The sequence below is a fragment of the Ensifer adhaerens genome (assembly GCF_002940685.1).
GTDB lineage: Bacteria > Pseudomonadota > Alphaproteobacteria > Rhizobiales > Rhizobiaceae > Ensifer > Ensifer adhaerens_E.
This window is the reverse complement of record NZ_PNFP01000034.1, coordinates 1-23,798: the sequence shown is the minus strand read 5'-3', so window position 1 is coordinate 23,798 and position 23,798 is coordinate 1. Positions and strand designations below refer to the sequence as shown.

Here is a 23,798-nt window from a genome sequence, read left to right as displayed (position 1 = left end):
TGCACTAATGCTGGTTCTAATGCCAGAACATCGCCTAACTGGCTCGTTCAGCAAAATCCGCTCACCGGACGCTCACGGAAGACTGGTATCTCGGGCTTCGCGGCAAGCTGGCCGCAGGCTTGATGAAGGCCGAAAAGACCTTGGCCGAAGCCGCTAAGAAGTTTGAGCAGGAATATGCCGTTATCACCGAAGGTGAGCGCAGCCCCAAGTGGGTTGAGGGCCACAGCATCCGCCTGCGGCTCCACCTGATCCCGTTCTTCGGCAAGATGGGCCTGTCGGAGATCACGGCCGGAACCGTGCAGGACTACCGCGTGCATCGTATCGGTACCTCCACGACGGGCAAGCCTCCGGCACGCAGCACGCTTCACGATGAGGTCGGAACACTCCGTCAGGTCCTGAAAACCGCGATCCGTCATAAGTGGCTCAACCATCTTCCGGACCTGTCGCCACCTTATAAGACCCAAGGGAAGATCATGCACCGGCCCTGGTTCAGCCCGGCCGAGTACAAGCAGCTTTACGAGGCTACCCGCCAGAATGCCAAGGAGCCGAAGAACCCGTACTTCCGGTGGGAGGCGCAGCAGCTCCATGACTTCGTGCTGTTCATGGGCAATACCGGCCTGCGACCGGATGAGGCGAAGCAGCTCCAGCACCGGGATGTGACGATCGTTCAGGATCCGGATTCCCGCGAGCGCATTCTTGAAATCGAAGTGCGCGGCAAGCGCGGCATCGGCTGGTGCAAATCCATGCCAGGGGCGGTTAAGCCCTATGAGCGCCTGCGCGACCGGGCGAAGCCGGTACGCGGAAAGGATGCGACCGAGACCGGCGAGCTTCCTGCGCCCACCGATCTGCTGTTCCCCGGCAATTATCTCAAGATGTTCAACAATCTTCTTGATGCGCAACATCTCAAGCTGGACCGGGACGGCAAACCTCGGACAGCCTACAGCCTACGTCACACCTATATATGCCTTCGGCTCATGGAAGGGGCAGATGTCTACGCCATTGCCAAAAATTGCCGCACGAGCGTCGAGATGATCGAGAAGTTCTACGCGGCTCATATCAAGACGACCTTGGACGCTTCCGTCATCAACGCCCGTAAGCCCAAGCAGCGGGCAAACCGGGCACGGAAGATGCCGAGGGCGGCGGCAGCGCCGCCCTTCCACGGACACGAGGCTGCACAGCCTCGTAAAGACACCCGAACGGGTGTCTCCCCGAACCGCTTGCCGGTTCGCAGCGCCCGCTTGGCGGGGCGCTCATGAGGGTTTAGCCCTCTCTCCGCCCACCTTGATCCTGTCATCGTGGCCGGCTTTTTTCCTTGGAGCAGGGGCCCAGGTGTGAGAATTTCCGTTGGCAATGACACACGATTCCTCCTCACGCCGTCCTGAATTCCATCTCTTCATCGATGATACCGGCAGCCGCGATCCCGACCGCGAGCCGGCCGAGCAGCGTCGCGACCAACTGGATTGTTTCGGTCTCGGCGGGGTCTTGATCAAAGAAGAAGACGTGGACGAGGTGAAGCAGCGCCACGCGGCGTTCTGCACCAAGCACGGAATCACCTATCCGCTTCACTCGTACAAGATACGGGGTGGCCGGGGCGACTTTGGCTGGTTAAAGAAGCCAGAAAGTGCCCGCGCATTCTTTCCGGAGCTTGATGCCTTTTTGCTTAACCTGCCCGTTATCGGCATTGCCGCGATTATCGACCGGCCGGGATACGTGGCGCGCTACCGCGACCAATACAGCAACCGCCTCTGGTACATGTGCAAGACTGCATACTCGATCCTCATTGAGCGGGCGGCAAAGTATGCCGACAGCCAAGATCGCGTCCTGCGCGTTTTCTTCGAGGAATCTGGAAAGAGCGAAGACCGGGATCTTGTTCAATACGCGAAATCTCTAAAGGCCGAGGGAATGCCGTTTAACAGCACGACTTCGGCTTCCTATTCGTCGCTCTCGGCCGACGACTTCAAGCGCTTGGTGATGGGGGAGCCGAAGCGGCGTACCAAGAATACGCCGATGCTTCAGATTGCTGACCTGATATTGTATCCCATGGCAAAGGGTGGCTATGACCCTACCTATAGGCCTTATGTGGATTTGATGGCGGCAGGAAAACTGATTGATGCGCTTTTGCCACCGGAAGACAGGCCGAGCCTTGGCATCAAATACAGCTGCTTCCCATGAAAAAAGGCCCTCAAGGGGCCTTAATCCATGTACGGCCAGCGCCTAGCGCCGACCCCGGAGCGTTGCTCTGATTTCCATATAGGGCAAAGTTGCATTTTTTGCAACTTTTTTTCATCTCCGATAGGCGGCCGACGTAACGCAAGCGATTGGCCGCGTTGTCATTTTTGTGATTCTCCGGGTTGCAATAATCTCAAGCGGGGAACACCCCCTGTCGCATTTTTACCCCGTAGGTGCGGAGTTTCCGTTTAGGCGGATAGCCATGGCGCATTAGGGGTAGTTCCTCGGCGTGCGGCAACGACAATCCCTCCGACCGAAGCTCCGTACTGCGCTTGTGTCCGTACACCAACCGGGATGCTTCCCTCGCTGGCGGCGCGGTGGGTCATTGTCGTTGATGCTCTTCCTCACATGGCGGACGCGGGGTTTGGCTATGAGCGTCGTCCTGTCGTTCCCCGTTGCCGTCTGCACCGCACGGCCGGAACTGTCGGGTGTGCGCCCGGTTCCTGTCACCGGCAATCGGCTGCCCGCTCCTTCGCTTCGCTCCCGTGTTGCCGTTGCCTGTGGCCGCCTTCGGCTCAGGAACGCGGTCGCAGAAATCCCCCGACCGGCCGCGACAGGCGCAGCCGGATAACCAACGGGAGAACCGATCATGAAACCGACCCAAAAGAGCAAACCCGACTACGCCGTTTACGTTGTGGAAGGCGAGGGTGACAAAGCCCACTGGACCAAAATAGGTGCGGGCTGGTCCCACAGCGATGGCGACGGGTTCAACATCACGCTTTCGGCGATGCCGCTCAACGGGCGCCTGACCATCCGCAAGCCGAAAACCGAACGGGACGACGCGTAATGCGCCCCGCTCGTAACATCGTCCTCTACGGCGACTGCATCTCTCTGATGCAGCGCCTTCCGGACGGGTCAGTGGATTTCATCCTGACCGACCCGCCTTACCTTGTCCGCTACCGTGACCGCCTGGGCCGCACCGTGGCGAATGACGCAAACGGCGACTGGCTGAAACCCGCCTTTGCGGAAATGTACCGTGTCCTGAAACCTGGGGGCCTTGCCGTCAGTTTCTACGGTTGGAACAAAGTCGATGCCTTCATGGACGCGTGGCGTCATGCGGGGTTCTGCATTGCAGGGCATCTCGTGTTCCACAAGGCGTACGCCTCTTCGCAGCGCTTCCTGCGGCATACCCACGAGCAAGCGTATCTGCTGGCGAAAGGTCCGGCCGTAGCGCCCCAAAGCCCCTTGGCCGACGTGCTGTCGTGGGATAGCACCGGCAATCGCCTACATCCGACGCAGAAGTCGCTTCGGCCGCTGGAGGATATCATCCGCTCGTTCACCCGGCCGGGTGACCTCGTACTTGACCCCTTCTGTGGGTCGGGGAGCACGCTGGTTGCCGCACGGCGTTGTGGTCGTGATTTCCTTGGCATCGAGCTTGAGAGGCGTCACCATATGACTGCGAGTTTGAGGGCCCATGCTGCGCTCCCGTGAGGGAGTACAGCAATGCCATCGTAGAGAACCATAAGCGTGGAGCTGCCATGAAGCGGATCAATGATACCATACTGGAACCGGGCGACATCATTCTGACGACCTCGACCGAGGTCGTCAGCAAGGCTATCCGGATGGCTACGCGCAGCGACATTTCGCATGCGATGGTCTGCGTCGAAGGCTATTCGGTTATCGATGCCACCGCAGAAGGCGTCCAAGCCCGCAATACACAGCGCCTTTTTTACGAGGATGCTTGTTCCATTCATGTTCTGCGGCTCAGCAAAGGCCTCACAGATGCCCAGCTCAGCGCCGTGATTACCTTTATGCGCGGACATATCGGGACGCAGTATTCAACGAAGGAGGCCGTGCAGACGGCGCTTGGCGGTACACGCCGACCCAGCAAAAAGCAGTTCTGCTCTCGGCTTGTCGCTCAAGCATTCTCCCATGCAGGTATTCAGTTGGTTGGCAATGTGGACTTCTGTTCGCCTGGGGATCTTAAAAATAGCCCTCTTCTTGCCGCGATCGACAATCCTGCTGTCGATATTTCGGCAGAGGAAAAGTCGCGCTGGGACAAACATCTCGATAGCACCGAGATAATGCGACGGGCGATCAATGACGTTCTGGATGGTGCCCGAGCCAAAAACAAGGATATCCAGACCTTCGACGATATCCACCGCCATCTTGTCGAGCATCCGGAAGACGATGACGCCTTTTGCGCTCTCCTTGAGCGGTCAGGCTATCTCATGTTGTGGCAAATCGAGCTGGACAAGAATCCGTGGCAATATGACGTGGCGGTGATGAATGCCGAACCGTCAAAAGACTTTGAAGCCTACTGCCGTACGACACTCCGAGATCAGGAGAATGGCCCACATCGCTATATTGTGAATCGCGGTGGGTACGCTCTTTTCCGGCGGCAGTTTGATCTTCGCTTTTTCGGCCTTATGGCCGAGCTTTACCAGCACCTCGCTTATCTCCACGATCAGCGGCTCAAGACGGCGCGGGCTTGGCTGACCATGAACGGACATACCGTGCCTGCCAAACCTCCCCAGCTGGCTCCGCATACGATCGAGTGGTTTGCCTCACTGGAGCGGTGGGATCCCCCCCAAGCAATGATGACGCGCGCTGTCGTCGATGCGGCCGAGCGGTCGGATGTTTGCTCGGTCTGCGGGGATGATCCGGCTAGTGACTATGTCCTTGAAGAATCGCAGCGTCCATTGGGCGGACCTGGCACCCTTCGGCTCTGTCTTGACTGTTTCGGTATCCGAAGGTCGATGGGCGAACTCTATGTTCCCATGACTGTCGAGTGACCTCTTTCCTTGCTATGGCACGAAGGGGGTGCAGGGGGTTCCCCCTGCAAACCGCGCGGAGCGCGGCCGTTTTTGTCTTACAATAGACAGCTCACGCCGAGGTAGCGTGGCAGCATGAGCGGCAAAGCGAAGAGCAGAAAGCCGCCGATCGCGAGGCCAAGGCCACTACTGCTTCTCCCTAACGATACCACCAAAATGATGACGCCGATGCACGTGATGAGGACGCCCACACCGTAAGCGACGGCGATGACCGGAGGCAGCAGCGTGCAGAATGCCAGGGGCTGGTAACCGAGCCAGCCGGCGGCGTGGTCGATGGCCAATCCGGCCAGTAGGACGAAGCCCGAGAGGGCGGCAAGGTTACCGATAACGCGGATGACAAGAGACGTATCAGACATGGTCGCTCCTTGGCAGTAGGGGAGGAAATCCTGTGAAGCGCCAAAACCACAGGTCTGCGAGGTGAAGAAAAAGGAAGGGGGAATAGCGCACTTATACATCGCTGCGCGACATAGGTGCTCCGGCAGCCACAGGCTTGTGGCAATCCGCCGGAACGGAACACCCTGGCGGGTGTGGCTTTAGGGCTTGCCGGAGGCCGCTGACATGTCACCGCTCGCGTCTCCGTGACGCGGTCCGGCCAACGTGTCGCAGCCGCTGCACCCAGCGCTCAACCTCCTTGGCCCGTATCAGGCTCCGCTCGTAGCGCAGGGTGGTTCCGGTGGCTGCGCGCTCCAGTTCCTTGAGCAGTTTTGCGATCTGGTCCAGCCGCTTGCGTGCATGGGCCACCTTGCGGGCCGCCAGCTCATTGCGCTCCTTCTTCTCCTGTGCGGCCTTCCAGCGATTAAAGCGAAAGGTTGGCCCCATGATCGCACCCTCTGCCGCGAAGGCCGCATTGCGGTGCCAGTAGTCGAGTTTGCGGTTCATGCGGTCGAAACGGCGGTTGATGGCCATGAGGTCGCGTTTAAGCTGGACGTTGTTTCCCGCCACGATGTTCTCCAGCCATGATAGTCGCGAGCCGTGATCGAAAGAGGGGTAGTCCCGTTGCCGGCGCCGGGCTGGTGAGGGTGTTCCATCCTGCGATCTCTTCCGGAAGGCGTTGACCTCGCGTATCTGGCTCACGGGGCGGCGGTCGCCACGCACGATCTGGCGTGCTTTGGGGCCGACATGGATTTCCGGGGTGCGGTTGAGTTCCATGGCGCGTGCCTTGTCGTGGCGTGCCAGGGCTTCGTCGCGTTGGGCCGCCAATGTGCGGTGATCGACCCTCACGCGTTTTCCGCTCCGTTCTAGTGCGAGATTGCAGGCGATGGCCCATTCAGCCCGCCAGACGTTCAGAAACTCCTTGCTGTTCCACTCACGGGTCTTGACGGGGGCCAGTCCTCTCGTAGTGGCACTGCGCAAGGTCAGCATGACGTGGGCATGGAAGTTCTTGTCGTTCTGTCCTTGGTCGGGGAGGGGATCGTGCAGGGCGAAATCCGCGACCATGCCGCGCCGCACGAAATGCGTTTCCAAGAAGGTCCGTACGAGGTCAAGGCGATCGTCGCGGCCCAGCTCGTGCGGCAGGGCCATGTTGAACTCGCGTGCCAGCTGGGCGTCCTTGCGGACCTCCATGGCTTCGACCGTGTTCCAGAGGGTTTCGCGGTCGGTGAGCCACGGTGCGCTGCCGGGAGGTGCAAGGATTTCGGCGTGTGCGACCCCGCCGCGACGGCTGTAGTCATGGACTTCGTTGCTGGTGCGGTCGACCAGCCGCTGTCCGGCGCGATACGCCGCAGCGGCCACCGCCTTGGAGCCGGGACGGTACGAACCGTCGGGATTCCGCTTGGGCTTGCGTCCGAGGATCTGCCCGGAAAAGTGATATATAGCCATGCTCACCTCCCGAAACGTCTTCGCTTGGGCGATGTGCCGCGCCAGCTGTCCCATTGGCCGCGCCAGCGCCGTACCTTGCGATAGTCAAGGCGGCGGCCGAGGATTGAGTAAGGAACATTGCGGAGTTTGACGACGGTGCGGATGAGGGGCAAGCGTTGCACTTCGGCGGGATCGAGAAGCCAATACCCGCTTTCCGACTGGCCTTTCTGGCGATTGCCGTTGTCCCACAGGTCCCCCGAATGGCTGACCCCGGACGAGCGGGACAGCGTGGTCATGTTGCCAAGCATGTTGGCGACATACGTGGCCGTGTGGTTGTCGTTGACCCCGAAGAATACCCGTGCCGACGCGTTGGCGAGAAACGCTTCCGCCCCGTCGCGATAGATCTCGTGGATCTGCGGCAGGTTCTGCCAGATCAGGACTGGCGTGCAGTAGGCGCGCAGCAGGCCGGATTGTCGTTCGAGGGGATCAAGGCGGCCGAGCACCGCGACCTCATCAAGGAGCAGCACCACCTTGCGTTCCGGCGGCGCCGTCTTGGCCCGCGTGAGCGTTTTCAGCGCGCAGCCGACCATGACCCTTAACCACCGTTCGTAAACGGTCAAAACGTCCTCATCGACGCACAGGAAGAGTGTGGAAGTTGCCGTGGTGAGTTCGGCCAGGTCGAACGTGGATGAGGAGGAGAGGACGCCTGCGGGCGATCCTGACGACCACGGTTCCGTTGCCTTCTGGAGGTTGGACAGGATGGACTTGAATTCCGCCGAAAACCCGCCTCCGGGTTCGAGTGCGCTGGTGAGGAAGCCGGCGGCGATTTCCCGTGCGGCGAGTGACGGCGAGTTGTCCGTGATGTCTTCCAGTGTGGACAGGAAGACATGCGGAGTGCCGACCGACAGGCGGCGCACGGCGGCCAGCGTGCGGCTTGCCACAGGCTCATTGAGGGAGTGAAGGATAAGCGCCTTCAGCATCGACGCCGCCTTGTCGTCCCAGTGCGCCTCGCGGGCGTCCGGTTTGATCATCAGCGATGCCAAGGCTGCCGCATCGTCCGCTTCGTTGGGGGTGCCGATGCGAATGATGTCCATCGGGTTGTAGCGGTCGGAATGCTCAAGGTCGGTGGGATTGAGCATCCGCACTTCGCCAAAGCTTGCGCGGCGACGGCGGGTGATCTCGTAGTTTTCGCCCTTGGGGTCGGTGACGACCATCGATCCGCGATAGGTGAGCAGGGACGGGATCACGACCCCGAGACCTTTGCCCGAGCCCATGGACGCGAACACCATCACCATGCCGTCTGAGGAAAACCGGAGGAAGCGGCGGAAAGCCCCGCGTCCGAGAATGACGCCCTCGCCGGTGATAGCCCCGTGGCGGAGCTGTTCCCAGCGTGTGGCCCATCGGGAAGAGCCGTGGGAGCCGCCCTTGCGGCGGCGTTTATAGGCTATCCGGAACAGGAGCCGCAGTATCCACCAGCAGGCTTTCCGCAGAAACGTGAGAGTCCAGTAGGCGGATTTGAAGAGCAAAATGACCAAATCCATGAGAGTTACCTGTCATGTGGCCAGCATCGGGCGCAAACCGGCGTGCCTGCCGAAGCGGCACGAACCGGAATTTCGCAATGATATTGGCGGGGTTAACGGGGAGGGGTGCGATATCTGATATCGGTCAGCGACGCCGGGGATGACCCCGGCGGCGCGGATACGAGGTGCGCCTGGTCGGCGCACGTCGCATCGGTTTGTGGGTGAGCCGCGCATAGATGTCCGCGACGATGCGGACCAATGCGCGGCCGAAGAAGCTGAGGAGCGCCACCAGGATTTTCAGGTAGAGATCCAGCAGCTTCTCCATCACACGGAAGGCGAAGCCGATGAGGTGGTTCATCGCCTACTCGTCGATCGGACCGAGGTTGAGGGGGGCGAACGATCTGGGGCAGATCGTCCAGTAGTAGCGCACGGTCGTGTCCGAATCCTCGACAACCGCAACCGTCGTGCCATCTGCCAGAGCGTCCCAACGGAGCAGGTCTGCATACTCCATGTACGGGAGGAGGTACTCGTCGATGGCTTTTTCCAGAATGCGTTTGACCGTTTTCGCCGAGAGGGGCTTCAGCGGTGGTTCGGGTGGCAGGATCTGCGGAAGGGCGATGACCGCTGGGATGCTCGTCGGCTCGGGGAGCACGAGGGCGGGCTGAGAGTTCATGAGCGCCTGGTACGCGCTGATGACAGGCCAACCATACGTGATCTCCACATCGCCGGATGAGTAAATATTGATTTCGACCATTAGCGCGAACCCCCGAGCAGCAGGTTGAGCGTCTTCAGCATACGAACCGCCTGGCTGTCACGCTTGCGCGGCAAGCCGAGCTGGTTGTTCCGCGGGCGTTCCTTATCGAGCCGCCGGACCATCTGCAGCTCCAGCGGGTTCAGCGGGTTGGAGCTGTAGAGGTACTTACCGCCGATGTGCGGGAACACGTAGATGCCGCCCAGCGGGCCGCCCGGATGGATGCGGGTGAAGCCAATGCACTTGCCGCCGATCGGACGGCCGCGGTTATCGGGGATGGCGGGACTGATGTTGTTGAAGATGTATTTGAGGCGGGTGTCATTCATTGTGATTTCCTTCAGTTTGAGAGTGTCCGTCGAGTTGCTGCTCGGTCGGACAGGTTCAGGAAATCAGCGGTTGCAGGCCGAAGGAATTCTATTAATTTTGCTCGGAGAGGTGCCTGCAATCTTAATAAGATTGACACGCATCGAACAACAAAACCTCCCGTGCAAGGGAGGTTTTGTCGGAGGCCGGAGCGCAGCAACACTCACGACCTCTCGCACACCGGAGAACGACACGAAACTCGGTGTGCGATGGGAAAACGGGACTTGTCTGGTATGTCCCCAGTGTGGGACGTGTGCCGGCGGGCGCAAGTGGTTGAGGCGGATTTTTTTGAGGGAATGCACCGCAACGGTGTGGGCGAAGTCGGAGGGGAAGAATGAAAAAGGCAACTACCAAGCCCAAGCCTAAGCGCAAGCATGGGGGCGGACGGAAAGCAGGTCCTCCGTCGACAGGGATCTCGTCCTATATCGACAACGAACTCCTCAAAGTCGCCAAGGAATACACCACCGTCAACAAGATCAGCCGGTCCAAGTTGATCCACGAGGCATTGGACAACTACTTGACGTCGGAGGCGATTACTAAGGATGAGGTGACGTTTGAGCGCTGGCTGCAACACGCCGCCCCCGGCTTTGACTACGTGATCTCGCAAGCGCAGTACGAGATGATTTTCGCGGCGCTTGATGAAGCCATCAACATGCTGATGCTTTTAAGAAGTCGGCCCCGTGCTCAGACGGAGTACGCCCACGTCTACCAGAAGAAGGAGGCGGACGTGGCACGGTTGTTGCGCGGTTTTTTGAATTTCAGCGAGGAGGAGGCGTTGAACTATATTCGGTCGATTCTGGACCAGCGGAAAGCCGATCGGGACGAGGAGGTACGTCGGGAACGTGAGGAGAGGGCTGCCCTCAGGGCGCAGTCGGCTCTGCTTCCAGAGCCTGCCGCTCCTGCGGAGTCCATGTTGGCACGGATTACTGGGCCGCTCCGGCGATTGACGGGGCGCCGGAAATCTCGCGTGGCTGCCGAAACTGAATAATAGATGACCGGACGATGTTGCATCGTCCGGATCGGGGCTAGGCCGCAGCTGCTAGCCAGAACACCGCGGCACCTCCGGCGAGGAGGAGAAGCCAAGGGGCCTCGCGGGCGATGAGCCCGATGAGGCCGATAAGGCTTCCCAAAGCCACCAATACGAAACAAGCGGTGAGTCCACCCAATACAGGTATGAGCATAGTTCTTCTCCATCTTGAATCAGAACGCCCCCGAAGGGGCGCGAGGGTTGAGGCAGTGACGGCATGCGGGAGGCAGAAAATGGTTCCGGCTTGCTTCATTCCATGAGGGTGATGTCACCTCCTTTCGGTGTCTGGGCACTTGAGGTGCCGTGCGGCCGCCCGGACGCCGCCAACGTGGCGGTGAGGCTCAGTCGGGCTTGCATGTGGTCTCCTTGAACGCCGCGAGGGTCGCATCGAGTTCGGCCTGATGCTTGGGAAGGTTCGTGAGCTTGTCCTTGTCGAAGGGGCCGATGCGCCCTTCAAACCGGCCTGCCTTGAGGTCTTGGTTCAGGATCGCGCAGCGGTCTCCAGCTTCGATGCAGGTCATGGTGGCACCGGCAAACGTGACGCCGCTGAACCCGCTCAGCGTTGCGCCTTGTACCTGCGTGAAATCCACGGCCAGCTTGACAGGCTTCTCGCCGCTCCTTCCATCCAACGGTTTGGCTTCAAAGATGTAGCGGCAGGCATCCTGTTGAGTCACCGCTACCTGCGTTGTCCCGCCCGTCGAGCCTGCCCCGTTCGGAATGTAGGTGAAGCCGAGTGTCAGCGGCGCGTCGGCCACTTTTGTCACGCGCATTTCACCGCTGGCGTCCTTTGCGGTGTCCTGGTCGCGTAGGCCGAACACCATGAAGATGGCGGCCTCTTCGGCGGTCTGGGCCTTGGCGCCGTTCGTGCCTGCGGTGGCGAACGCGGCGGCAGCCATGAGTGTGGCGATCTTCGTCGTCATGGGAGGCTCCTACCGATCAGAGGCGGGTCAGGGTCATCGCCAGATGGCAATCCGCCAAGCGTAGCTCGGCACTGGACAGGGCGTAGGTGCATATCGCAGCCTTGGTTCCCGCAAGGCCGCCGCCGGGCGCGAGCTTGAGGCGGTCGTCATCAAGCTTCGTCCAGTTCCAAACGCCCTGCTGCCCCCCGCTCACGAAGATCAGGGTTCCGTCCGCCAGAAATTCGGCGCTCGAACCTGCGCCATCGTCGGCCTTGTACTTGCCTTCGATGGTCGGGCTGGGAGCGCAGGAGGAAAGTAGCAGGGCAAATGCCGCCGCCGCGAGGCTACTTGAGAGGAAGGAATGTGATTTCGGCGTTTTCGGCATGTGAAACAGTCCCCAAGAAGTAAATCGGGGCGGATTCCTAGCCGTGGCAGAACGGCAGAACCCGCCGCTCGGCCTGTGCCGTTGGCAGATTCTGGATATCAAAAATCACGACTTTTGACGGTCGCCGGAGCGGCGAAACGTGCACGCTGTGCCGAGCAAGAAAGTGAATGAAAATAAGTATTGTCGAATCAAAATGGCGGTAACAGAATGTGAATCCACCCTACTTGCAAAAGTCGTGATTAATTACTGTTTGCAATCAGCGGATAATATTAAGTAATATAAGGTTTTAGGCGCGTGTTTCTGCTCCTCGATTCCGTCAGATTGCTTGTCAGGATGCAGTCATGATTTATGGATATGCCCGCGTTTCTACGAAAAAGCAGGATCTTGCCTATCAGATCGACAGGCTCCAAAAGGCAGGCTGCGACCTGATCATCCACGAAAAGAAGAGTGGTAAGGACACGGAGGGGCGACCGGAATTCTTGCGACTACTCGCCAGTCTTGAGGCAGGCGACACCCTCTTGGCCACGGTTTCGGATCGAGTTGCCCGCGACCCGCTCGATCTGGTGCTGATCCTTCGCGAGGTTGAGAGCGTCGGTGCCCGGCTGCGGCTCCTCGATGAGCCATTTATCGACACGGTCTATGACTTTTCCGATATGGCGGCGTACATGCGAGGCTGGGTGGGCCGTATACAACGCCTGCGCATCCTCGAAAACACGGCCGACGGCCGCGCGAGGGCCAAGGCTCGTGGCGTCAAGTTCGGGCGAAAGCCAAAGCTGGGGCCAGCGGAGTGGAGGAAGGTTGCCGAGCGACGGGCCAAGGGCGAACCCTGCGCGCGTATCGCGCGTGCGTTTGGGGTCAGCGAAAGCACGATACTGCGGATCTTTAGGCAACAGCGAATGACGTGAGGCAAAGCACACTGGAGGAAGGGCTATGGCCGTTGTAGTGGAGTTCCCCCTCACGCATGATCAACGGCTCGCGAAGGAGAGGCTGCATCAGGCGATGCGTGAGTTTAATGAGGCCGTGAAGTTCGCGGCGAAAATCGGGCTGGAGGTCGAGGTTTCCCTTGTGACCGCCTACGCAACTTACAGTGCCAAGCCTCTCAATTGGGTCACGGTTGCCGCCAATATTCCGGGCTATGTCCCGCCATCAGACATTGAATTGTTTTAGTGTGGCATGATAAGCGGTCACCGATTTCCTTGGTCCCGCACGTAGCTGTTGCGCCTCCTGCGGCGCTTTTCTATTCGTGCTGCTTCTTTGCCAAATTGACATTAAGTGCCGGCCCCCGGATTGTGCGTGGCGAAATGATGGCTGTGCAGTAACGGGGGAGACATGAAGGCGAGGATTGCGGGAGTCGTTGGAGGTGCAGCGGTCGGCTTCCTTCTTGGGGCGGGAACCGGCATTGTGGGTGGTGTCTTTGGTGGTATCGCGGGTGTGTCGGTTTTCAGCATCTGTGGAGCCGCATGGGGTTTCAGTGCCGGGCCTGATTTTGCAGACGCAATTCGTCGCTGGCGTAGCAGATAGAGCGCGGCAATGCGTGCCCCGCGTTGGACGATGGCGTCAGTCAGGCAGTCCAAAGTCCCGAGCTTCGTCGTTGCGCCGGTTGGTGTTGTTGAGCGTTTCCACCACCCTACCGTCAGTGCCATAATAGATGATGCTCCGGACGGATTTTCCTTTTCCGGAATTAGTGGTCTGGAGCCTCCGCTCCCGCCGCCATGATGTGCCATCAAAGTCAAAATGTCGGTTTTCACGGAACCAGGCCGTGGCCGCCTCCGAATAGGGAGGATGTGGACACAAGTCTGCATGCCGGCGCCATGCATCATCCAGGCTGGTTGGAGGTTGCGCGAGCCGCTTTGCCTTTTCGGCGGCTGCCTTCGCTTTCATCGTTGCCGAGCGTTTGCGGTTGGCAGCTTCGCGCCGCTCCATTTCGGCCTGAATATCGGTCCATTGCTCTTTTGTGAGTCCGAGCGGGATATCTTGGGCTTCGTCCATTGCGGTTTCTCATTTTGAAGGGAATGTCGGCTCAAACAGTTGTCGGATTCCTTAGAGTCTTTGGTGCCCGCCGATATGGGCTTGGATCAAAGCTCTTCGCGCATTAGCCGCGTTTTTCTTTTGTCATACATCGCGTTTGGGTCATTGCGCCTCGCGAGCCTCGTACTCAAATGTTGCGAACCACGAAACGCCGAAAGATAGCCTCTTCGGGTCTTTCGCCAAAATAATAAACGTGAAGGTCGCGAGCATAAGAAGAGTGACAATAGCGATTACGGTCACTTTCAACCAAGCCCAGCGACCCTTCTGGAACAATTGCTCCATAAGGTCTCCTTCGGACACTTCGGGTCCGCTCTTGTTTGAAAGTGTCGTATCGCTCCTGCCGAGTGACGCGGGTAGAACTGGCTACCTTGCTCCATGTGCGCGCGCCGAAAATTCCCGACGGCCAGCTCTGTTCGCTAGTTCCTTGCTGACCTGGAACGTACCAACACTGGTTTATCAGTCTCGTGAAGCGACAAGGACCAGCTCCCTTTCGCTTGCCGCCGATCGCACTCATGCGCGAAAGACGGAAGCCAAAGTGTCGAACAGTCGCGATGATTCGTCAACCCGCGTGCGGCGACACGAATGTTCAGTCGCCATCAGCAGCACGGGGCGCAGGCACGAGGGCGCGGAGCAGCTTTAGTCGATAACCTCGACAATCTCGTACTTCCTTACAAACGAGCCTACGCCGTCGTTGAGCAGCGCCAAGATGGTTTCCCGAGAAACGGGAAGGGTTTCGATTTTCTCAAGCTGCATTGGTTGCCATGTGTAGCCGGCCTCGCTCTCGACGTCCGCCCGCAGTTCGCGCAAATCCTGACGTGCACTCTCCTCGTCATCAAAAAAGATGTCCGAAATACCCGTATAGGCCCAACGGTCCTCGCGGGACGGGTCGACGCGCGCATAGGTGTAAAATGTGAACGAGCCGCTCTGGGACATATTGTTGCCTCCAATTGTATTCCGACACAGAAACACCGGGAAATTTCATCTTTTCCGGTCAGAACGCTACTCGCAAAAGTGTTAGTCGCCCGTCAATTGTAGGATTCTACAATGCCTGTGGGCATCAGTGCTTGGGACGCGTTGACCGATTGCCGGAGCGATCTGCCGCCGGGGGGGGCGACCGTGACGGCCACACGTGGCCTTAATCATGTGCGGAAGAGTAGGTCCGCCAATAATCGGGCATTGATGGAGTTGGTGCCGGGCGATGCTGACGGATGAAGTGCGAGGCTATCAATCGCTAGTGTACTCGCTCGCCGGTTCGACGACAGGAAGGCTGCTAGCTTAGAGCTGATCGCGAAAGGCTTTTGACCGGTGCGATCCGGATTCAGCCAAACCGCATACCCTCGCCGAATTGAGAAATCCGCAAAGAGCTTCATGAATAGCTCTTCTCCGGTCATCGGAAGCTGGCGCGTCGGTTTCACCTGGGCCGCAACAAGCACCTTGTATCGCCGGTCGGGGTGACGTTTCCCGTTCGTGATATCATTCTTCACAGTCTGGTAGTTGTGCTTTCTTTCGTGCCAGGACGACAGACGAATGAAGAGTTCCATGTCTGGAGCCACAAGCTGGTGGCGGCTGATCGCCCTTTTCGGGTAACCGCCATACTGATGGTAGAGTTCGTGCTCCTCGAAAACGCTTCTCATTTGGTTGCTTTTGCCCCCATTCTGGTCCGCGATAATCAAGACTAGTGTATCTATATTCACGTCTGTTTCCTCGACAACGAAGCGTGCGAAAATTGTTATAGGGCAACAACTTTAAGGATATGACGTTATCAATTGGTTCACAGCCGTGCATTGTGGATTTGGATTTCGACGGTTAGAAGCCGAAACGGAAATCTGGACTCATACGAACGCGACCGCCCCCATCCATTCCCTCCGCGCTCCGTGTCGGGCCGGCTCCCTCCGTACGCTTTCGTTCGGAAACCATCGGTGCAAACAGCCAACGATAGCGGAAGCGACCCTAGCCCTCGGTTTGCTCCCTAGCGTCGGCATCGGCTTCAAAACCCTAAATTAGTATCCTGTCCGACGAGCTGGAAGCGCCATCGCTATTGACCAAATCCACTTTCGATTGAAATTAGAGTCAGCCAAAACTCTTACATGAGGCCAGAGATGCTCAAGACGTTGATTGCATGGATTGTTGGGTTGTCCGTCGGTCTCGGTTGTGTGACGACGGTCACTGCCGAAGATGGCATCGAAGAGGGCTATGCCCAGAAGACTGGTACATCTGGTAGTGCGGGGACGAAGCAATTTGTCGACAGTGAAATCCGCCAGCTGGAGCTTCGCGAGAATTTTACGCTGAACGTTTGCAACAAAACAAACCGCGATCTGAAGTTGGCCTTCTACAGCAAGTACAGCAATCTAGTCGTTGATGACGGGTACGTTGTTATGGGTTGGTACGATGCGAAGAAAAGTGCGTGCACCGAAATCACCGACCTGCCCAAGGGTGATTTTGCCTTCTATGCGAACAACGGCGCCGGTCGGGAATGGAACGGAAAAGATCGTAAACTTTGTGTGGAGTCAGCACGTTTCAAGCGTGTCCACTATCCAGAAGTCAAATGTGCCAAGTCCGCCCTGAAGGGGTTCACGGACCTGAACATAGATTCCAATTACCACACCATCACCATTTCCCGATAGTGGCAGGCCGAACCAGCGAGTAGACGATCTCTCCCCCTTCCGGCGAGGTGTCCAGGCGTCGAGATTGCCCATCGGCAATCTGGTAGATGGTGCCGTTCCCGCCGTCGAGAACCGCAAAGCCTTTGTGGCGACGAACAGTGCCAGCTTGGACTTTGGCATCGAGTGCCAGCACAGGCCCGCTCGTTGTGTTGGTCAAAATGAAGACCCGCAGGGCTCCATTATCGCTGGCTCGCAGATGTGCAACACCGCCAGCGTCCTTGCATATCGCCCCATCTCCAGTTGCAATGTAGTCAAGATCGCCGTCACCATCGATATCAGTTCGAGTGACGAAATCGTCAGCGAAGACCACGGAATAGCTGCTGTCGAGAGCGAAGCACGCGGTGTTGAAGTCGGACAGGGCCACCAGGAGGGGAACTGGGTATGCCTCTGCCATCTGCTGCAACTTTGCCATGTCGTTCTGAAGCGCGGCATTCTGTTCGGCCTCAGCGCGGCTTCGATCTGTCATCCACTGCTGCAATGTGGCGCGCTTGCCTTCGGGAGAGCTATCGGCCGGCAGCAGATCGAGATTGTCGACGTACAGTTCATTGACATGGTTAGGCAGGCTATCTGCGCGCACGACCTTCGGTGTGCGAAAGGGGGTGCATTCCGTGTTCGCCTGCCCCACATACAGCTGATTTTCGAACTGTATCCCCTGGCCATTCTCGGTGATGCGATAGAGCAGCCAGTAACCGAACTTTTCACCCTGTTGAAGCGTGGCTTGCTCCGCGTCGGAAATGTTGCGAATCCGCATTTTCCAGGCGTCCTTGGATGTCTCGCCCCGCGCATTTGTCGCAGTACGCAATGCCCACAGGCCCGGCTCGTCGGTCCTTTCCGAGACTAGCCGGATGGCGACAGGGCGCGAGCCGAGTTCTGCGAACTCTTGTGCAACGGCCGGGCATCCCGAAGCAGCAAAGCCCGGTTTCCCGTCATTCGGGTTTTCGTGTTTGATGTCCGACCAGGGCAGTTCCGTTCCCGACAGGACAGCATTTAGCTCGGCTGCAAGGCGGCGCCCAGACATGCCTTTCTCGGTGAAATCCGAAAAGGCGATAACTTCAAAACCATCGGGTGCCTTCGAGATGACGAAATGCGAATGTGTTTTCCGATCGGTCGTGCGGCATGTCCCGCCTTGGGAGGCCGCTCCATTACTGAGTGAGGCCAGCTCACCTTTAACGTATTCACCCTTGCAGCGCTGGGATTGCTGCTCAATCTGCTGCCGGGCAAAGGCGGCCGCGTCGGTGAAGGGAACGCCGCTCGTGAGTGGGACAAAAGCCACGCGCCCGCGGGCGTCGCCCGATACAAATTCGGCGTCTGCTCCTTCATCCGTGGACAGGTAACGTGTGAGAACCGCTTCGGAAAACGCCCCTTTTAGAAAGAGACCGCGGACATCGTTGAAGACGCGCCAGCGCTGGGCACAGAGGCTGGAATTACTTGGACCTTTGCAGTCTGCGGGTTTGCCGTGAAGCTTGAAGGGGACGTAGACCCAATCAGTCAGCTTCGAACTCTCTCCGACAGACACCTCGTCGCTTTTCGTGCGGCCGTAGAAGCCAATATTGCGAACCTTTGAGCAGTCGCCTTCGATGATCGCCCGAATTCGTCCCAGCATTTGCTGGAACGGCTCAGAACCATCCGTGAGGACATCCGGTGAGCTCGCCTTTAGCCGTACCGTCACGCCCTTGTTGCACCAGCCCGCCCCGCCATCGACCTGGAACGAGATGGGCAATGCCTTTGATGTCCCGAAAGGGGGATCGGAAGGCGCAGCATTTGCTGCGCCTGGTATGGTGAGAAGCGAAAAAACGACAGACCAGAGTCCCCTTAAACGGACCATCCATTCGCACCTTTGCAACCCGTAACCGTATCCTGGGATACCTGACCGTTCGCCAGAGTGACGTTCTGCTGGACCGTGCGGCATTGTTTGCCTCCGGCGTTGCTTTCACGGATCACCTTGGTTTTTCCGCTGACACCTGTCTTCGAATTCCTGAACGACTTGCTTTGGCCGCTTCGAATCGAGGCCGTGGTAATTTGCTGCAGACGAGCGCGGTCTTGCGCGTCGAGCTGTGCACCAATGCTGCCCCCGACAAGACCGCCGACCACGGCTCCCAGCGCACCGGCAGCGATGCTTCCGCCCCCATCTCCGAACTGCGAGCCAATGAGGCCGCCCGCGACGGCACCAATGACCGTTCCAGTTTGTTGTTTGGGGCCGGTTGTCTCGCATGACGACAGGCTGACTGCCGCGCACAAGAGCACGGCCATGTTCACTTTTTTCATGTTACCCCTATTTGGTTAGCATCGTCCCGGAACTGGGAATGGAGTCGTGTAGTCCACCGCGCCGGGATTGCACCGGCGAGAGAAAGCTTGCGGAGTTCTTGCTGGGCGCGACCTTGCTGAGTTGTCGGGTTGTGGCCCGTAGTTCGGATCGCGTGATGAGGTGTAGTCGTTGGAGCTTTCGACCGCGCCATCGACGAACTGATCGTAGTCGCGGGGGGCAAAGGTAGACGCTTGGTCAACAGCACGGACTACGTCCGGTTCCGCTTTTTCTATCTCTGATGGTTCCGATGGCGCTAGGTCGTACTGTCTTATGTTGCTGGTGTTCGTAAAACCTTTGGCTTGCGACTCTTTTCCCAACATCTGTTTTGCGAAATCGTAGATACCGCCAGCGACCTCATTGAATATATCGCTTGATATATCTTCCCCATAGGGATTCTTGTCGTTTCTCCATTTTTCAATAGACTGATTGGTTTTGGCGGTCTGTTGATCGAATACTCTATCCGCTTCCTTCCCATCAAAATATTTTCCGTTAATTGCAGCTTCTCTAACGGAATTCTTTGTTGCTTCAGATTGGAACAGAGAGGAAAATACGCTCTTCGAAGAACTCAATACTGGTTTGTTGACGATGTTTACGCCGCTTGTTGATCCATTTTTTTGCTGAAATTTCGATAAGTTTTGTAGAGCAGAGTCTGCTCGTTTAAGATCTACAGATTTTTTCGTATTTTCATGATTTTTGACTCTGAAGGCAATGTAACTATCCAAGTCTAAGGCGGCAGACGGATCTGCCGACGTAAATAACCCCACCCCGAATAAGGCTGCCTTGCGCCCATTCATATCAGAAACTCCTAGCGGGTAACCCTAGAGGAAAACTTCTTACAATAGTCGGACGAACATTCTTTTAAGAACGTGGCATTCTGATTTTTAGCAAAGTCGTACATAAATATTTTTGCTTTTTTGTACGAGGGGTCTTTGTTGCTTATAATATTTGCCCGCTGTATTTCCGGATCGCAAGTAGTTATTGCGTGCTCAAGCATGCCTTCAAATCCATTGGACATAATCATGTTAAATTCATACTTTTCTCTACTGCCTGATGCTTCTAATAGAGAGTTGTTGTGATCGTCCATATAGGAGGCATAGCACATTACCAAAAACGCCAGTGGATCTTTGTTAGATTCGTTCCAAGCAGATTCTAGAGCGTGGGTTTTTTGCGAAGAACGAGGCTCTTCTGCACTCGCAGTGCTAGGTGATTGCAGCAGTAAGACGAACAAAAATAACGATAATAGCTTCACAATTTTACTTCCGAATCAATATTTATAGATCGCATTATGAAGATAATTGTATGTTTTGCGCAATAGTTCTGGATAAATATCACGCCAAATATAAGGATATTAGTTCGCCTATCGACCAAACAAGAAGGCAACGTTTCCGCCCTCTAGTGGTTTTGCAAGTTTTATGGCCTTTCCACTGATGAGCTTGTAGCTACCATCACTTGTCACGACAGTTGTGAAACCTTGATGGGATCGGATTTCCGCACTTTGGATGAATACATCGAGTGTCTTTGTGAATTTGGCCGCTTGCCGGGTGAACACGATGAGATTGGTGCCACCGTTACCCCCGCCCATGGCGACAATTTTGCCACTTTGTACGCAGCTTGCTCCGTCGCCGTTCAAGATAAAATCTTGGTCACCATCCTGATCGATGTCGGTCATCGTGAGATAATCCTCGGTGAAGTTGCCATTGGCGTCCTGGCCGCAACTCCGGTCCCACTTTATGAACTCCTCTGCGACTACGGTGGGAAGTCCGGCGAGGGTTGGACGTTCGCCCGTGTAGTCGGAAGCTTCAATCCTTGCCTTCGGTTCTTCGAGCAGTGACCGCGAATAAGGATCATTCATCATCATCTCGTCGGCCGCCGCCGACAATCGTGCCTTTTGCTCCGGTGAAAGCTCGTCAAGGTTGGTTCCCTGCACGGTGCCGGACTTAGCTTCGGCCGAACACGACAGTGCGCCCGTGTCGAATTGACAGCGTGACAGACCTGTCGGGAGAGGGACACGAAACAGACTGCTCTCGTCCTTCGTTCGGAAGCACATTGCGGTCAACGGCTCGTCGGCTTCAGACAGATAATTGAACTCCCAATGACCGTTGACGGTCTCGGGAGTGAAAATTTTCGGCGGCTGATGGCTGCCAATCTCGACGAGTGCACTGTTGACGGGCACGCCGCAGGCGTTGGCAACCGTTGTGCCGGCGGAGACCGGAGTGGCATCCGCCGCAACTGATGGAGCAATCTGGCGAACGGTGGCCAAGGCATTGTCTGGCAGGCCGAGTGTCTGGCGCAATCGCGAGCGCATCTGGTCCGGAGACCCGCTTCCGTCCCCAGTGAGCCTGGAAAGGTACATCTGCAGTGCCAATGGCGGCATGATGTCGATGGCGACCGGTTCCGGCGTCTCTGGCACGACCACACAATCGTGCGGGGCAGGGTTCACGTCGCCGAACATATACTGGACAGTGAAGCGGGCTGGATTTTCCGCGCTGTGCAGTTGATAGACGGCCCAGCCGTCGAAGGTTGCCCGAGATACATAGTTGAAAACTGCGTCCGGGCTTTGAAGACCAAACGGCTTTTCCCAATCTGTTTTGCCGTCGCGCAGGGCAAAACCGCCCTCATCCGTCAGATGTGGAAACACGCGGATGGCTATTGCTTTTTCGAAGCTGCCTGCCTTAGGGGCGCAGGCGGATTTGGCAAAATCAAAATTCTGCTGCGATCCAGCCGAGGCGGTCGAGCAAGATCCGAGCAGAAGTACGGTCGCGTATACGATTTTGTTCATACCCAGCCCCAATGGGTTGCAACACCGGCTACAGCTTTAAATTGCCTTCCTCCTTGTTGCAAGCAGCAAACCCCTCAAATTGTTGGGCTGTCTTCCGCATGCCGCAGGAGGCTCATTTTCGGGCAGGCGGATTGCATTCGCCGCTTTCCTACGTATCCTGCTCTGGCGCATGTGAGCATAAGGTGGCGCCTGGCGCCTTGATAGGCCACCACACCAAGAACCAGCGTCGGTTGGCGACCGATAAGGCTGATGCAAAAGAACGCCACTCCAATAAGGAATGCTTGTCATGGATTCCCATGCCATAATTGCGTCTCTGCCTCTGAGCGGAGACGATCGGGCCGAGTTTATTCAGGCCGCCAATGCTGTGTTTGAAAGTGTCATCGAGCGGATTGAACCGAACTATCCGGAGATGACCCGCAGTCTCTGGGATGCCGGTGACTATGTTGGCCGTCATCTGCTGCAGGAAGGCATATTGCCGATATCGCGGGACTATGCCCTTTCGCTTATCGACGCCTTCCTCGTGCATCATGTGATTGATCTGGCTGTCGAAGCTGACCGGCTGGCCGCGAATCCGCCGAGTCAGAACTGACCTGGGTCCCCCCGGGGTTTACGCCGGGGGGCCTTGCGCCCGATGCCTACCGGTCTAAGCGGTCATGAAGCTATTGCACCCGGTTCGGGCATAGAGCCTTGAACTGGTCGAGGGCCACGTCATAGCCGGATGCGCTCGAACCGTCCAAAGGTTCGCTGGTGCCAACCTCGACCAACACGTACTCCGTGTTCATCTCAGTGGGGTCGTATGCTTCGTTCGGTCCCTTGAATTGATAGCCCTGACCGTTGAGCGTCGTGAATTTGCCCGTTTTGCAGTTGGCCGCGATTTCGAGATCCAGTTCGACCTTCAACTCGTCGGCGATGCACTTCGGCGTCACCTTCTGCACGTACTCCCGGCAATAGGCGGTGGCGTTGTCGCGGGTGTGCTTCGTTACGATCTTCGCGTGGGTGGAGCCAATGTTCGATTTTTTGACAACGGTGACCTCCATGCCAGCACGCGAGCCGTAATAGAGCGTTTCCGCCTGTGCGGCTGTGCTCATCGTGAGAAGCAGTCCGATCGTCATGACAGTACGCATGGTTCCCCCGCTGCCGTTGTGCGTTGAGGTGTCATAGCACGGCAATTCCGTTGTGCAGCTAGGGTGCGCTCTCAAATTTTAGGCCACGCGTGGGAGAAATCTCGATGCTCTTTCCGTAGAAGGCCGTGATCCCGACGAGGATGACGACGCTGCAGAGCACCACCAGCAGCTTGTTAAAGTCAAAATTCATCACTCGGGTGTCTCCGGGTTGGTGGGCCGCTCAAGCCAAGGTGTCCGTTGAATGAGGGTGCCTCCCTCATGCACGTAGTCACGCAAAAGAACTTCGATGGCCGAAACGACGGTCTCGGAACGGTTCTGACTTAGTCGCCGACACGCTTCATCAAGCTTCGCCAGTTCCTCGTCCGACAATCGAAATGAAATGACCTTCTTGCTCATGGTTCCGGTTTAAACCGAAGGACTTAATCAAAGATTAACAACGTAATACGTTTCGAACCTCTGACCGGGCAGGGAATGGTGACGCGGTTCCCGCGGCATTTATCGTAAGGTGGGGGCCATGGGGCCTTGCCCCTTTTCTCCCCCCAACAGGGCTTCCGCCCAGCTTCCTCCACTGCGTTTCGTGCAGCCGGTTCCCCGCGAAGCCTGTTGTCCCCTTCCAACCCCACCGCTCGCGCGGCTCCGGGAAGCAGAACGCGGTTCTGCTCCGTGTTCCATGAACGAAAAAGGAAGGAAGAAAACCATGAATATCGTATCCGTAATGCAGGCATCGTCTGCTGAAAATGCCCATGTGGAGGCTCTTGCCAGCATCCAGCATGCCGTGGAGCCCATCGCCCTCAACCGGCTGGTGCCGAGCAAGGCCAATGTCCGGCGTGTCAATGCCGCCGTTGGTGTCTCCGAACTGGCCGACAGCATCGAGGCTCACGGCCTCATCCACAATCTGACGGTACGGAAGGCGAAGAAGGGCCGGTACGAGGTGATAGCAGGTTCGCGCCGCCTTGCCGCCCTGCGTTTGCTGGCGAAGGAGGGGCGTCTGGCCGATGATGCCGAAATCCCGTGCAACCTGCGGGAGGAGGGGAGCGATACTGAAATCTCGCTGGCTGAGAACGTGCAGCGGGAGGTCATGTTAGGTTCTGCGTCGCAACTGTCCTGTTGAGTTCGTATGACCGTCATGGTTGTGGGCCATATTCGCGGGGCAT

Annotated in this window: 31 protein-coding genes; 11 read left to right on the top strand and 20 right to left on the bottom strand. The window is 57.6% G+C overall.

Annotation, left to right across the window (positions count from 1 at the left end; genetic code table 11):
* Positions 1-122: 122 nt before the first annotated feature.
* From C1A35_RS34805 to C1A35_RS34785, 5 genes are all read left to right on the top strand, one after another.
* Positions 123-1,256: a tyrosine-type recombinase/integrase gene (locus tag C1A35_RS34805; RefSeq protein WP_104668789.1), complete on the top strand. Its 1,134-nt coding sequence runs from the start codon at positions 123-125 to the stop codon at positions 1,254-1,256.
* A 94-nt stretch (positions 1,257-1,350) separates the two neighbouring features.
* Positions 1,351-2,172, top strand: coding sequence for a DUF3800 domain-containing protein (locus C1A35_RS34800; protein ID WP_104668788.1), 822 nt, complete (start codon positions 1,351-1,353; stop codon positions 2,170-2,172).
* A 646-nt stretch (positions 2,173-2,818) separates the two neighbouring features.
* Positions 2,819-3,016, top strand: a complete 198-nt coding sequence (locus C1A35_RS34795) for a hypothetical protein (RefSeq protein ID WP_104668787.1) — start codon at positions 2,819-2,821, stop codon at positions 3,014-3,016.
* Positions 3,016-3,660 (top strand): DNA methyltransferase, encoded by a 645-nt coding sequence (locus C1A35_RS34790; protein ID WP_104668786.1) that lies wholly within the window; start codon positions 3,016-3,018, stop codon positions 3,658-3,660. The genes C1A35_RS34795 and C1A35_RS34790 overlap by 1 nt, the downstream gene beginning before the upstream one ends.
* Positions 3,661-3,707: 47 nt before the next feature.
* The gene (locus tag C1A35_RS34785) at positions 3,708-4,964 is read left to right on the top strand and encodes a YiiX/YebB-like N1pC/P60 family cysteine hydrolase (protein WP_158665272.1); all 1,257 of its coding nucleotides are present in this window, start codon (positions 3,708-3,710) and stop codon (positions 4,962-4,964) included.
* Between the two features lie 77 nt (positions 4,965-5,041).
* On the opposite strand, the gene C1A35_RS34780 is transcribed toward C1A35_RS34785, so the two are convergent.
* From C1A35_RS34780 to C1A35_RS34755, 6 genes are all read right to left on the bottom strand, one after another.
* A complete protein-coding gene (locus tag C1A35_RS34780; protein ID WP_158665271.1) occupies positions 5,042-5,359 on the bottom strand; it encodes a hypothetical protein in 318 nt (105 codons plus the stop codon).
* A 205-nt stretch (positions 5,360-5,564) separates the two neighbouring features.
* Positions 5,565-6,821: a MobQ family relaxase gene (mobQ, locus tag C1A35_RS34775; RefSeq protein ID WP_158665270.1), complete on the bottom strand. Its 1,257-nt coding sequence runs from the start codon at positions 6,819-6,821 to the stop codon at positions 5,565-5,567.
* A 2-nt stretch (positions 6,822-6,823) separates the two neighbouring features.
* On the bottom strand, positions 6,824-8,341 hold the full coding sequence (locus tag C1A35_RS34770) for a type IV secretory system conjugative DNA transfer family protein (protein WP_104668782.1): 1,518 nt from the start codon (positions 8,339-8,341) through the stop codon (positions 6,824-6,826).
* A 124-nt stretch (positions 8,342-8,465) separates the two neighbouring features.
* A complete protein-coding gene (locus C1A35_RS34765) occupies positions 8,466-8,678 on the bottom strand; it encodes a hypothetical protein (protein ID WP_104668781.1) in 213 nt (70 codons plus the stop codon).
* A 3-nt stretch (positions 8,679-8,681) separates the two neighbouring features.
* On the bottom strand, positions 8,682-9,074 hold the full coding sequence (locus C1A35_RS34760) for a hypothetical protein (protein ID WP_104668780.1): 393 nt from the start codon (positions 9,072-9,074) through the stop codon (positions 8,682-8,684).
* Positions 9,074-9,397: a hypothetical protein gene (locus C1A35_RS34755; protein ID WP_104668779.1), complete on the bottom strand. Its 324-nt coding sequence runs from the start codon at positions 9,395-9,397 to the stop codon at positions 9,074-9,076. Before C1A35_RS34755 ends, C1A35_RS34760 begins: the two co-directional genes overlap by 1 nt.
* A gap of 371 nt (positions 9,398-9,768) precedes the next feature.
* Between C1A35_RS34755 and C1A35_RS34750 the strand changes: the two genes are divergently transcribed.
* Positions 9,769-10,422 (top strand): hypothetical protein, encoded by a 654-nt coding sequence (locus C1A35_RS34750; RefSeq protein WP_104668778.1) that lies wholly within the window; start codon positions 9,769-9,771, stop codon positions 10,420-10,422.
* Positions 10,423-10,802: 380 nt separating this feature from the next.
* On the opposite strand, the gene C1A35_RS34745 is transcribed toward C1A35_RS34750, so the two are convergent.
* A complete protein-coding gene (locus tag C1A35_RS34745; RefSeq protein WP_104668777.1) occupies positions 10,803-11,381 on the bottom strand; it encodes a hypothetical protein in 579 nt (192 codons plus the stop codon).
* Positions 11,382-11,397: 16 nt separating this feature from the next.
* Entirely contained in the window at positions 11,398-11,745 is a 348-nt protein-coding gene (locus C1A35_RS34740) for a hypothetical protein (RefSeq protein WP_104668776.1), read from the bottom strand.
* A gap of 341 nt (positions 11,746-12,086) precedes the next feature.
* On the opposite strand from C1A35_RS34740, the gene C1A35_RS34735 reads away from it, so the two are divergent.
* A complete protein-coding gene (locus tag C1A35_RS34735) occupies positions 12,087-12,650 on the top strand; it encodes a recombinase family protein (protein WP_104668775.1) in 564 nt (187 codons plus the stop codon).
* 25 nt (positions 12,651-12,675) lie between these two features.
* The gene (locus C1A35_RS34730) at positions 12,676-12,912 is read left to right on the top strand and encodes a hypothetical protein (protein ID WP_104668774.1); all 237 of its coding nucleotides are present in this window, start codon (positions 12,676-12,678) and stop codon (positions 12,910-12,912) included.
* Positions 12,913-13,302: 390 nt separating this feature from the next.
* Here C1A35_RS34730 and C1A35_RS34720 read toward each other — a convergent pair whose 3' ends face one another.
* The 4 genes from C1A35_RS34720 to C1A35_RS34705 all read right to left on the bottom strand — a co-directional run bounded on the left by C1A35_RS34720 (position 13,303) and on the right by C1A35_RS34705 (position 15,467).
* Positions 13,303-13,734: a hypothetical protein gene (locus C1A35_RS34720; RefSeq protein WP_104668772.1), complete on the bottom strand. Its 432-nt coding sequence runs from the start codon at positions 13,732-13,734 to the stop codon at positions 13,303-13,305.
* 141 nt (positions 13,735-13,875) lie between these two features.
* Entirely contained in the window at positions 13,876-14,055 is a 180-nt protein-coding gene (locus tag C1A35_RS34715) for a hypothetical protein (RefSeq protein WP_104668771.1), read from the bottom strand.
* 354 nt (positions 14,056-14,409) lie between these two features.
* Positions 14,410-14,706, bottom strand: coding sequence for a hypothetical protein (locus tag C1A35_RS34710; RefSeq protein WP_104668770.1), 297 nt, complete (start codon positions 14,704-14,706; stop codon positions 14,410-14,412).
* A 206-nt stretch (positions 14,707-14,912) separates the two neighbouring features.
* Positions 14,913-15,467, bottom strand: a complete 555-nt coding sequence (locus C1A35_RS34705; RefSeq protein ID WP_104668769.1) for a hypothetical protein — start codon at positions 15,465-15,467, stop codon at positions 14,913-14,915.
* Between the two features lie 405 nt (positions 15,468-15,872).
* Here C1A35_RS34705 and C1A35_RS34700 point away from each other — a divergent pair, with 405 nt between their 5' ends.
* Positions 15,873-16,397: a DUF1036 domain-containing protein gene (locus C1A35_RS34700; RefSeq protein ID WP_158665269.1), complete on the top strand. Its 525-nt coding sequence runs from the start codon at positions 15,873-15,875 to the stop codon at positions 16,395-16,397.
* Here the strand turns inward: C1A35_RS34700 and C1A35_RS34695 are convergent.
* The 5 genes from C1A35_RS34695 to C1A35_RS34685 all read right to left on the bottom strand — a co-directional run bounded on the left by C1A35_RS34695 (position 16,381) and on the right by C1A35_RS34685 (position 21,520).
* Positions 16,381-18,156, bottom strand: coding sequence for a hypothetical protein (locus C1A35_RS34695; protein WP_104668767.1), 1,776 nt, complete (start codon positions 18,154-18,156; stop codon positions 16,381-16,383). The genes C1A35_RS34700 and C1A35_RS34695 overlap by 17 nt on opposite strands.
* Positions 18,157-18,248: 92 nt before the next feature.
* On the bottom strand, positions 18,249-18,701 hold the full coding sequence (locus tag C1A35_RS34690; RefSeq protein ID WP_104668766.1) for a glycine zipper 2TM domain-containing protein: 453 nt from the start codon (positions 18,699-18,701) through the stop codon (positions 18,249-18,251).
* A gap of 15 nt (positions 18,702-18,716) precedes the next feature.
* The gene (locus tag C1A35_RS36265) at positions 18,717-19,535 is read right to left on the bottom strand and encodes a hypothetical protein (RefSeq protein ID WP_158665268.1); all 819 of its coding nucleotides are present in this window, start codon (positions 19,533-19,535) and stop codon (positions 18,717-18,719) included.
* A gap of 11 nt (positions 19,536-19,546) precedes the next feature.
* Positions 19,547-19,990 (bottom strand): hypothetical protein, encoded by a 444-nt coding sequence (locus C1A35_RS36260; protein WP_158665267.1) that lies wholly within the window; start codon positions 19,988-19,990, stop codon positions 19,547-19,549.
* A 108-nt stretch (positions 19,991-20,098) separates the two neighbouring features.
* Positions 20,099-21,520 carry a hypothetical protein gene (locus C1A35_RS34685; protein WP_158665266.1) on the bottom strand — a complete coding sequence of 474 codons (1,422 nt, stop codon included), beginning with the start codon at positions 21,518-21,520 and terminating at the stop codon, positions 20,099-20,101.
* A 286-nt stretch (positions 21,521-21,806) separates the two neighbouring features.
* Between C1A35_RS34685 and C1A35_RS34680 the strand changes: the two genes are divergently transcribed.
* The gene (locus C1A35_RS34680; RefSeq protein ID WP_158665265.1) at positions 21,807-22,109 is read left to right on the top strand and encodes a hypothetical protein; all 303 of its coding nucleotides are present in this window, start codon (positions 21,807-21,809) and stop codon (positions 22,107-22,109) included.
* Positions 22,110-22,179: 70 nt separating this feature from the next.
* Here C1A35_RS34680 and C1A35_RS34675 read toward each other — a convergent pair whose 3' ends face one another.
* Genes C1A35_RS34675 through C1A35_RS34670 form a run of 3 tightly spaced genes read right to left on the bottom strand, consistent with a single transcriptional unit; the run spans position 22,180 to position 23,040 of the window.
* A complete protein-coding gene (locus tag C1A35_RS34675) occupies positions 22,180-22,644 on the bottom strand; it encodes a hypothetical protein (RefSeq protein WP_104668763.1) in 465 nt (154 codons plus the stop codon).
* A 58-nt stretch (positions 22,645-22,702) separates the two neighbouring features.
* On the bottom strand, positions 22,703-22,834 hold the full coding sequence (locus tag C1A35_RS37165; protein WP_272939283.1) for a hypothetical protein: 132 nt from the start codon (positions 22,832-22,834) through the stop codon (positions 22,703-22,705).
* Entirely contained in the window at positions 22,834-23,040 is a 207-nt protein-coding gene (locus C1A35_RS34670; RefSeq protein WP_104668762.1) for a ribbon-helix-helix domain-containing protein, read from the bottom strand. The genes C1A35_RS37165 and C1A35_RS34670 overlap by 1 nt, the downstream gene beginning before the upstream one ends.
* Before the next feature lie 301 nt (positions 23,041-23,341).
* Here C1A35_RS34670 and C1A35_RS34665 point away from each other — a divergent pair, with 301 nt between their 5' ends.
* Positions 23,342-23,755 (top strand): ParB/Srx family N-terminal domain-containing protein, encoded by a 414-nt coding sequence (locus tag C1A35_RS34665; RefSeq protein WP_104668761.1) that lies wholly within the window; start codon positions 23,342-23,344, stop codon positions 23,753-23,755.
* Positions 23,756-23,798: the final 43 nt, after the last annotated feature.

Bases quoted from the DNA above. Each gene is read 5' to 3' on its own strand.
- C1A35_RS34805 (WP_104668789.1), top strand. From the start codon at position 123: ATGAAGGCCGAAAAGACCTTGGCCGAAGCCGCTAAGAAGTTTGAGCAG.
- C1A35_RS34800 (WP_104668788.1), top strand. From the start codon at position 1,351: ATGACACACGATTCCTCCTCACGCCGTCCTGAATTCCATCTCTTCATC.
- C1A35_RS34795 (WP_104668787.1), top strand. From the start codon at position 2,819: ATGAAACCGACCCAAAAGAGCAAACCCGACTACGCCGTTTACGTTGTG.
- C1A35_RS34790 (WP_104668786.1), top strand. From the start codon at position 3,016: ATGCGCCCCGCTCGTAACATCGTCCTCTACGGCGACTGCATCTCTCTG.
- C1A35_RS34785 (WP_158665272.1), top strand. From the start codon at position 3,708: ATGAAGCGGATCAATGATACCATACTGGAACCGGGCGACATCATTCTG.
- C1A35_RS34780 (WP_158665271.1), bottom strand. From the start codon at position 5,359: ATGTCTGATACGTCTCTTGTCATCCGCGTTATCGGTAACCTTGCCGCC.
- mobQ (WP_158665270.1), bottom strand. From the start codon at position 6,821: ATGGCTATATATCACTTTTCCGGGCAGATCCTCGGACGCAAGCCCAAG.
- C1A35_RS34770 (WP_104668782.1), bottom strand. From the start codon at position 8,341: ATGGATTTGGTCATTTTGCTCTTCAAATCCGCCTACTGGACTCTCACG.
- C1A35_RS34765 (WP_104668781.1), bottom strand. From the start codon at position 8,678: ATGAACCACCTCATCGGCTTCGCCTTCCGTGTGATGGAGAAGCTGCTG.
- C1A35_RS34760 (WP_104668780.1), bottom strand. From the start codon at position 9,074: ATGGTCGAAATCAATATTTACTCATCCGGCGATGTGGAGATCACGTAT.
- C1A35_RS34755 (WP_104668779.1), bottom strand. From the start codon at position 9,397: ATGAATGACACCCGCCTCAAATACATCTTCAACAACATCAGTCCCGCC.
- C1A35_RS34750 (WP_104668778.1), top strand. From the start codon at position 9,769: ATGAAAAAGGCAACTACCAAGCCCAAGCCTAAGCGCAAGCATGGGGGC.
- C1A35_RS34745 (WP_104668777.1), bottom strand. From the start codon at position 11,381: ATGACGACGAAGATCGCCACACTCATGGCTGCCGCCGCGTTCGCCACC.
- C1A35_RS34740 (WP_104668776.1), bottom strand. From the start codon at position 11,745: ATGCCGAAAACGCCGAAATCACATTCCTTCCTCTCAAGTAGCCTCGCG.
- C1A35_RS34735 (WP_104668775.1), top strand. From the start codon at position 12,087: ATGATTTATGGATATGCCCGCGTTTCTACGAAAAAGCAGGATCTTGCC.
- C1A35_RS34730 (WP_104668774.1), top strand. From the start codon at position 12,676: ATGGCCGTTGTAGTGGAGTTCCCCCTCACGCATGATCAACGGCTCGCG.
- C1A35_RS34720 (WP_104668772.1), bottom strand. From the start codon at position 13,734: ATGGACGAAGCCCAAGATATCCCGCTCGGACTCACAAAAGAGCAATGG.
- C1A35_RS34715 (WP_104668771.1), bottom strand. From the start codon at position 14,055: ATGGAGCAATTGTTCCAGAAGGGTCGCTGGGCTTGGTTGAAAGTGACC.
- C1A35_RS34710 (WP_104668770.1), bottom strand. From the start codon at position 14,706: ATGTCCCAGAGCGGCTCGTTCACATTTTACACCTATGCGCGCGTCGAC.
- C1A35_RS34700 (WP_158665269.1), top strand. From the start codon at position 15,873: ATGCTCAAGACGTTGATTGCATGGATTGTTGGGTTGTCCGTCGGTCTC.
- C1A35_RS34690 (WP_104668766.1), bottom strand. From the start codon at position 18,701: ATGAAAAAAGTGAACATGGCCGTGCTCTTGTGCGCGGCAGTCAGCCTG.
- C1A35_RS36265 (WP_158665268.1), bottom strand. From the start codon at position 19,535: ATGAATGGGCGCAAGGCAGCCTTATTCGGGGTGGGGTTATTTACGTCG.
- C1A35_RS34685 (WP_158665266.1), bottom strand. From the start codon at position 21,520: ATGAACAAAATCGTATACGCGACCGTACTTCTGCTCGGATCTTGCTCG.
- C1A35_RS34680 (WP_158665265.1), top strand. From the start codon at position 21,807: ATGGATTCCCATGCCATAATTGCGTCTCTGCCTCTGAGCGGAGACGAT.
- C1A35_RS34675 (WP_104668763.1), bottom strand. From the start codon at position 22,644: ATGCGTACTGTCATGACGATCGGACTGCTTCTCACGATGAGCACAGCC.
- C1A35_RS37165 (WP_272939283.1), bottom strand. From the start codon at position 22,834: ATGAATTTTGACTTTAACAAGCTGCTGGTGGTGCTCTGCAGCGTCGTC.
- C1A35_RS34670 (WP_104668762.1), bottom strand. From the start codon at position 23,040: ATGAGCAAGAAGGTCATTTCATTTCGATTGTCGGACGAGGAACTGGCG.
- C1A35_RS34665 (WP_104668761.1), top strand. From the start codon at position 23,342: ATGAATATCGTATCCGTAATGCAGGCATCGTCTGCTGAAAATGCCCAT.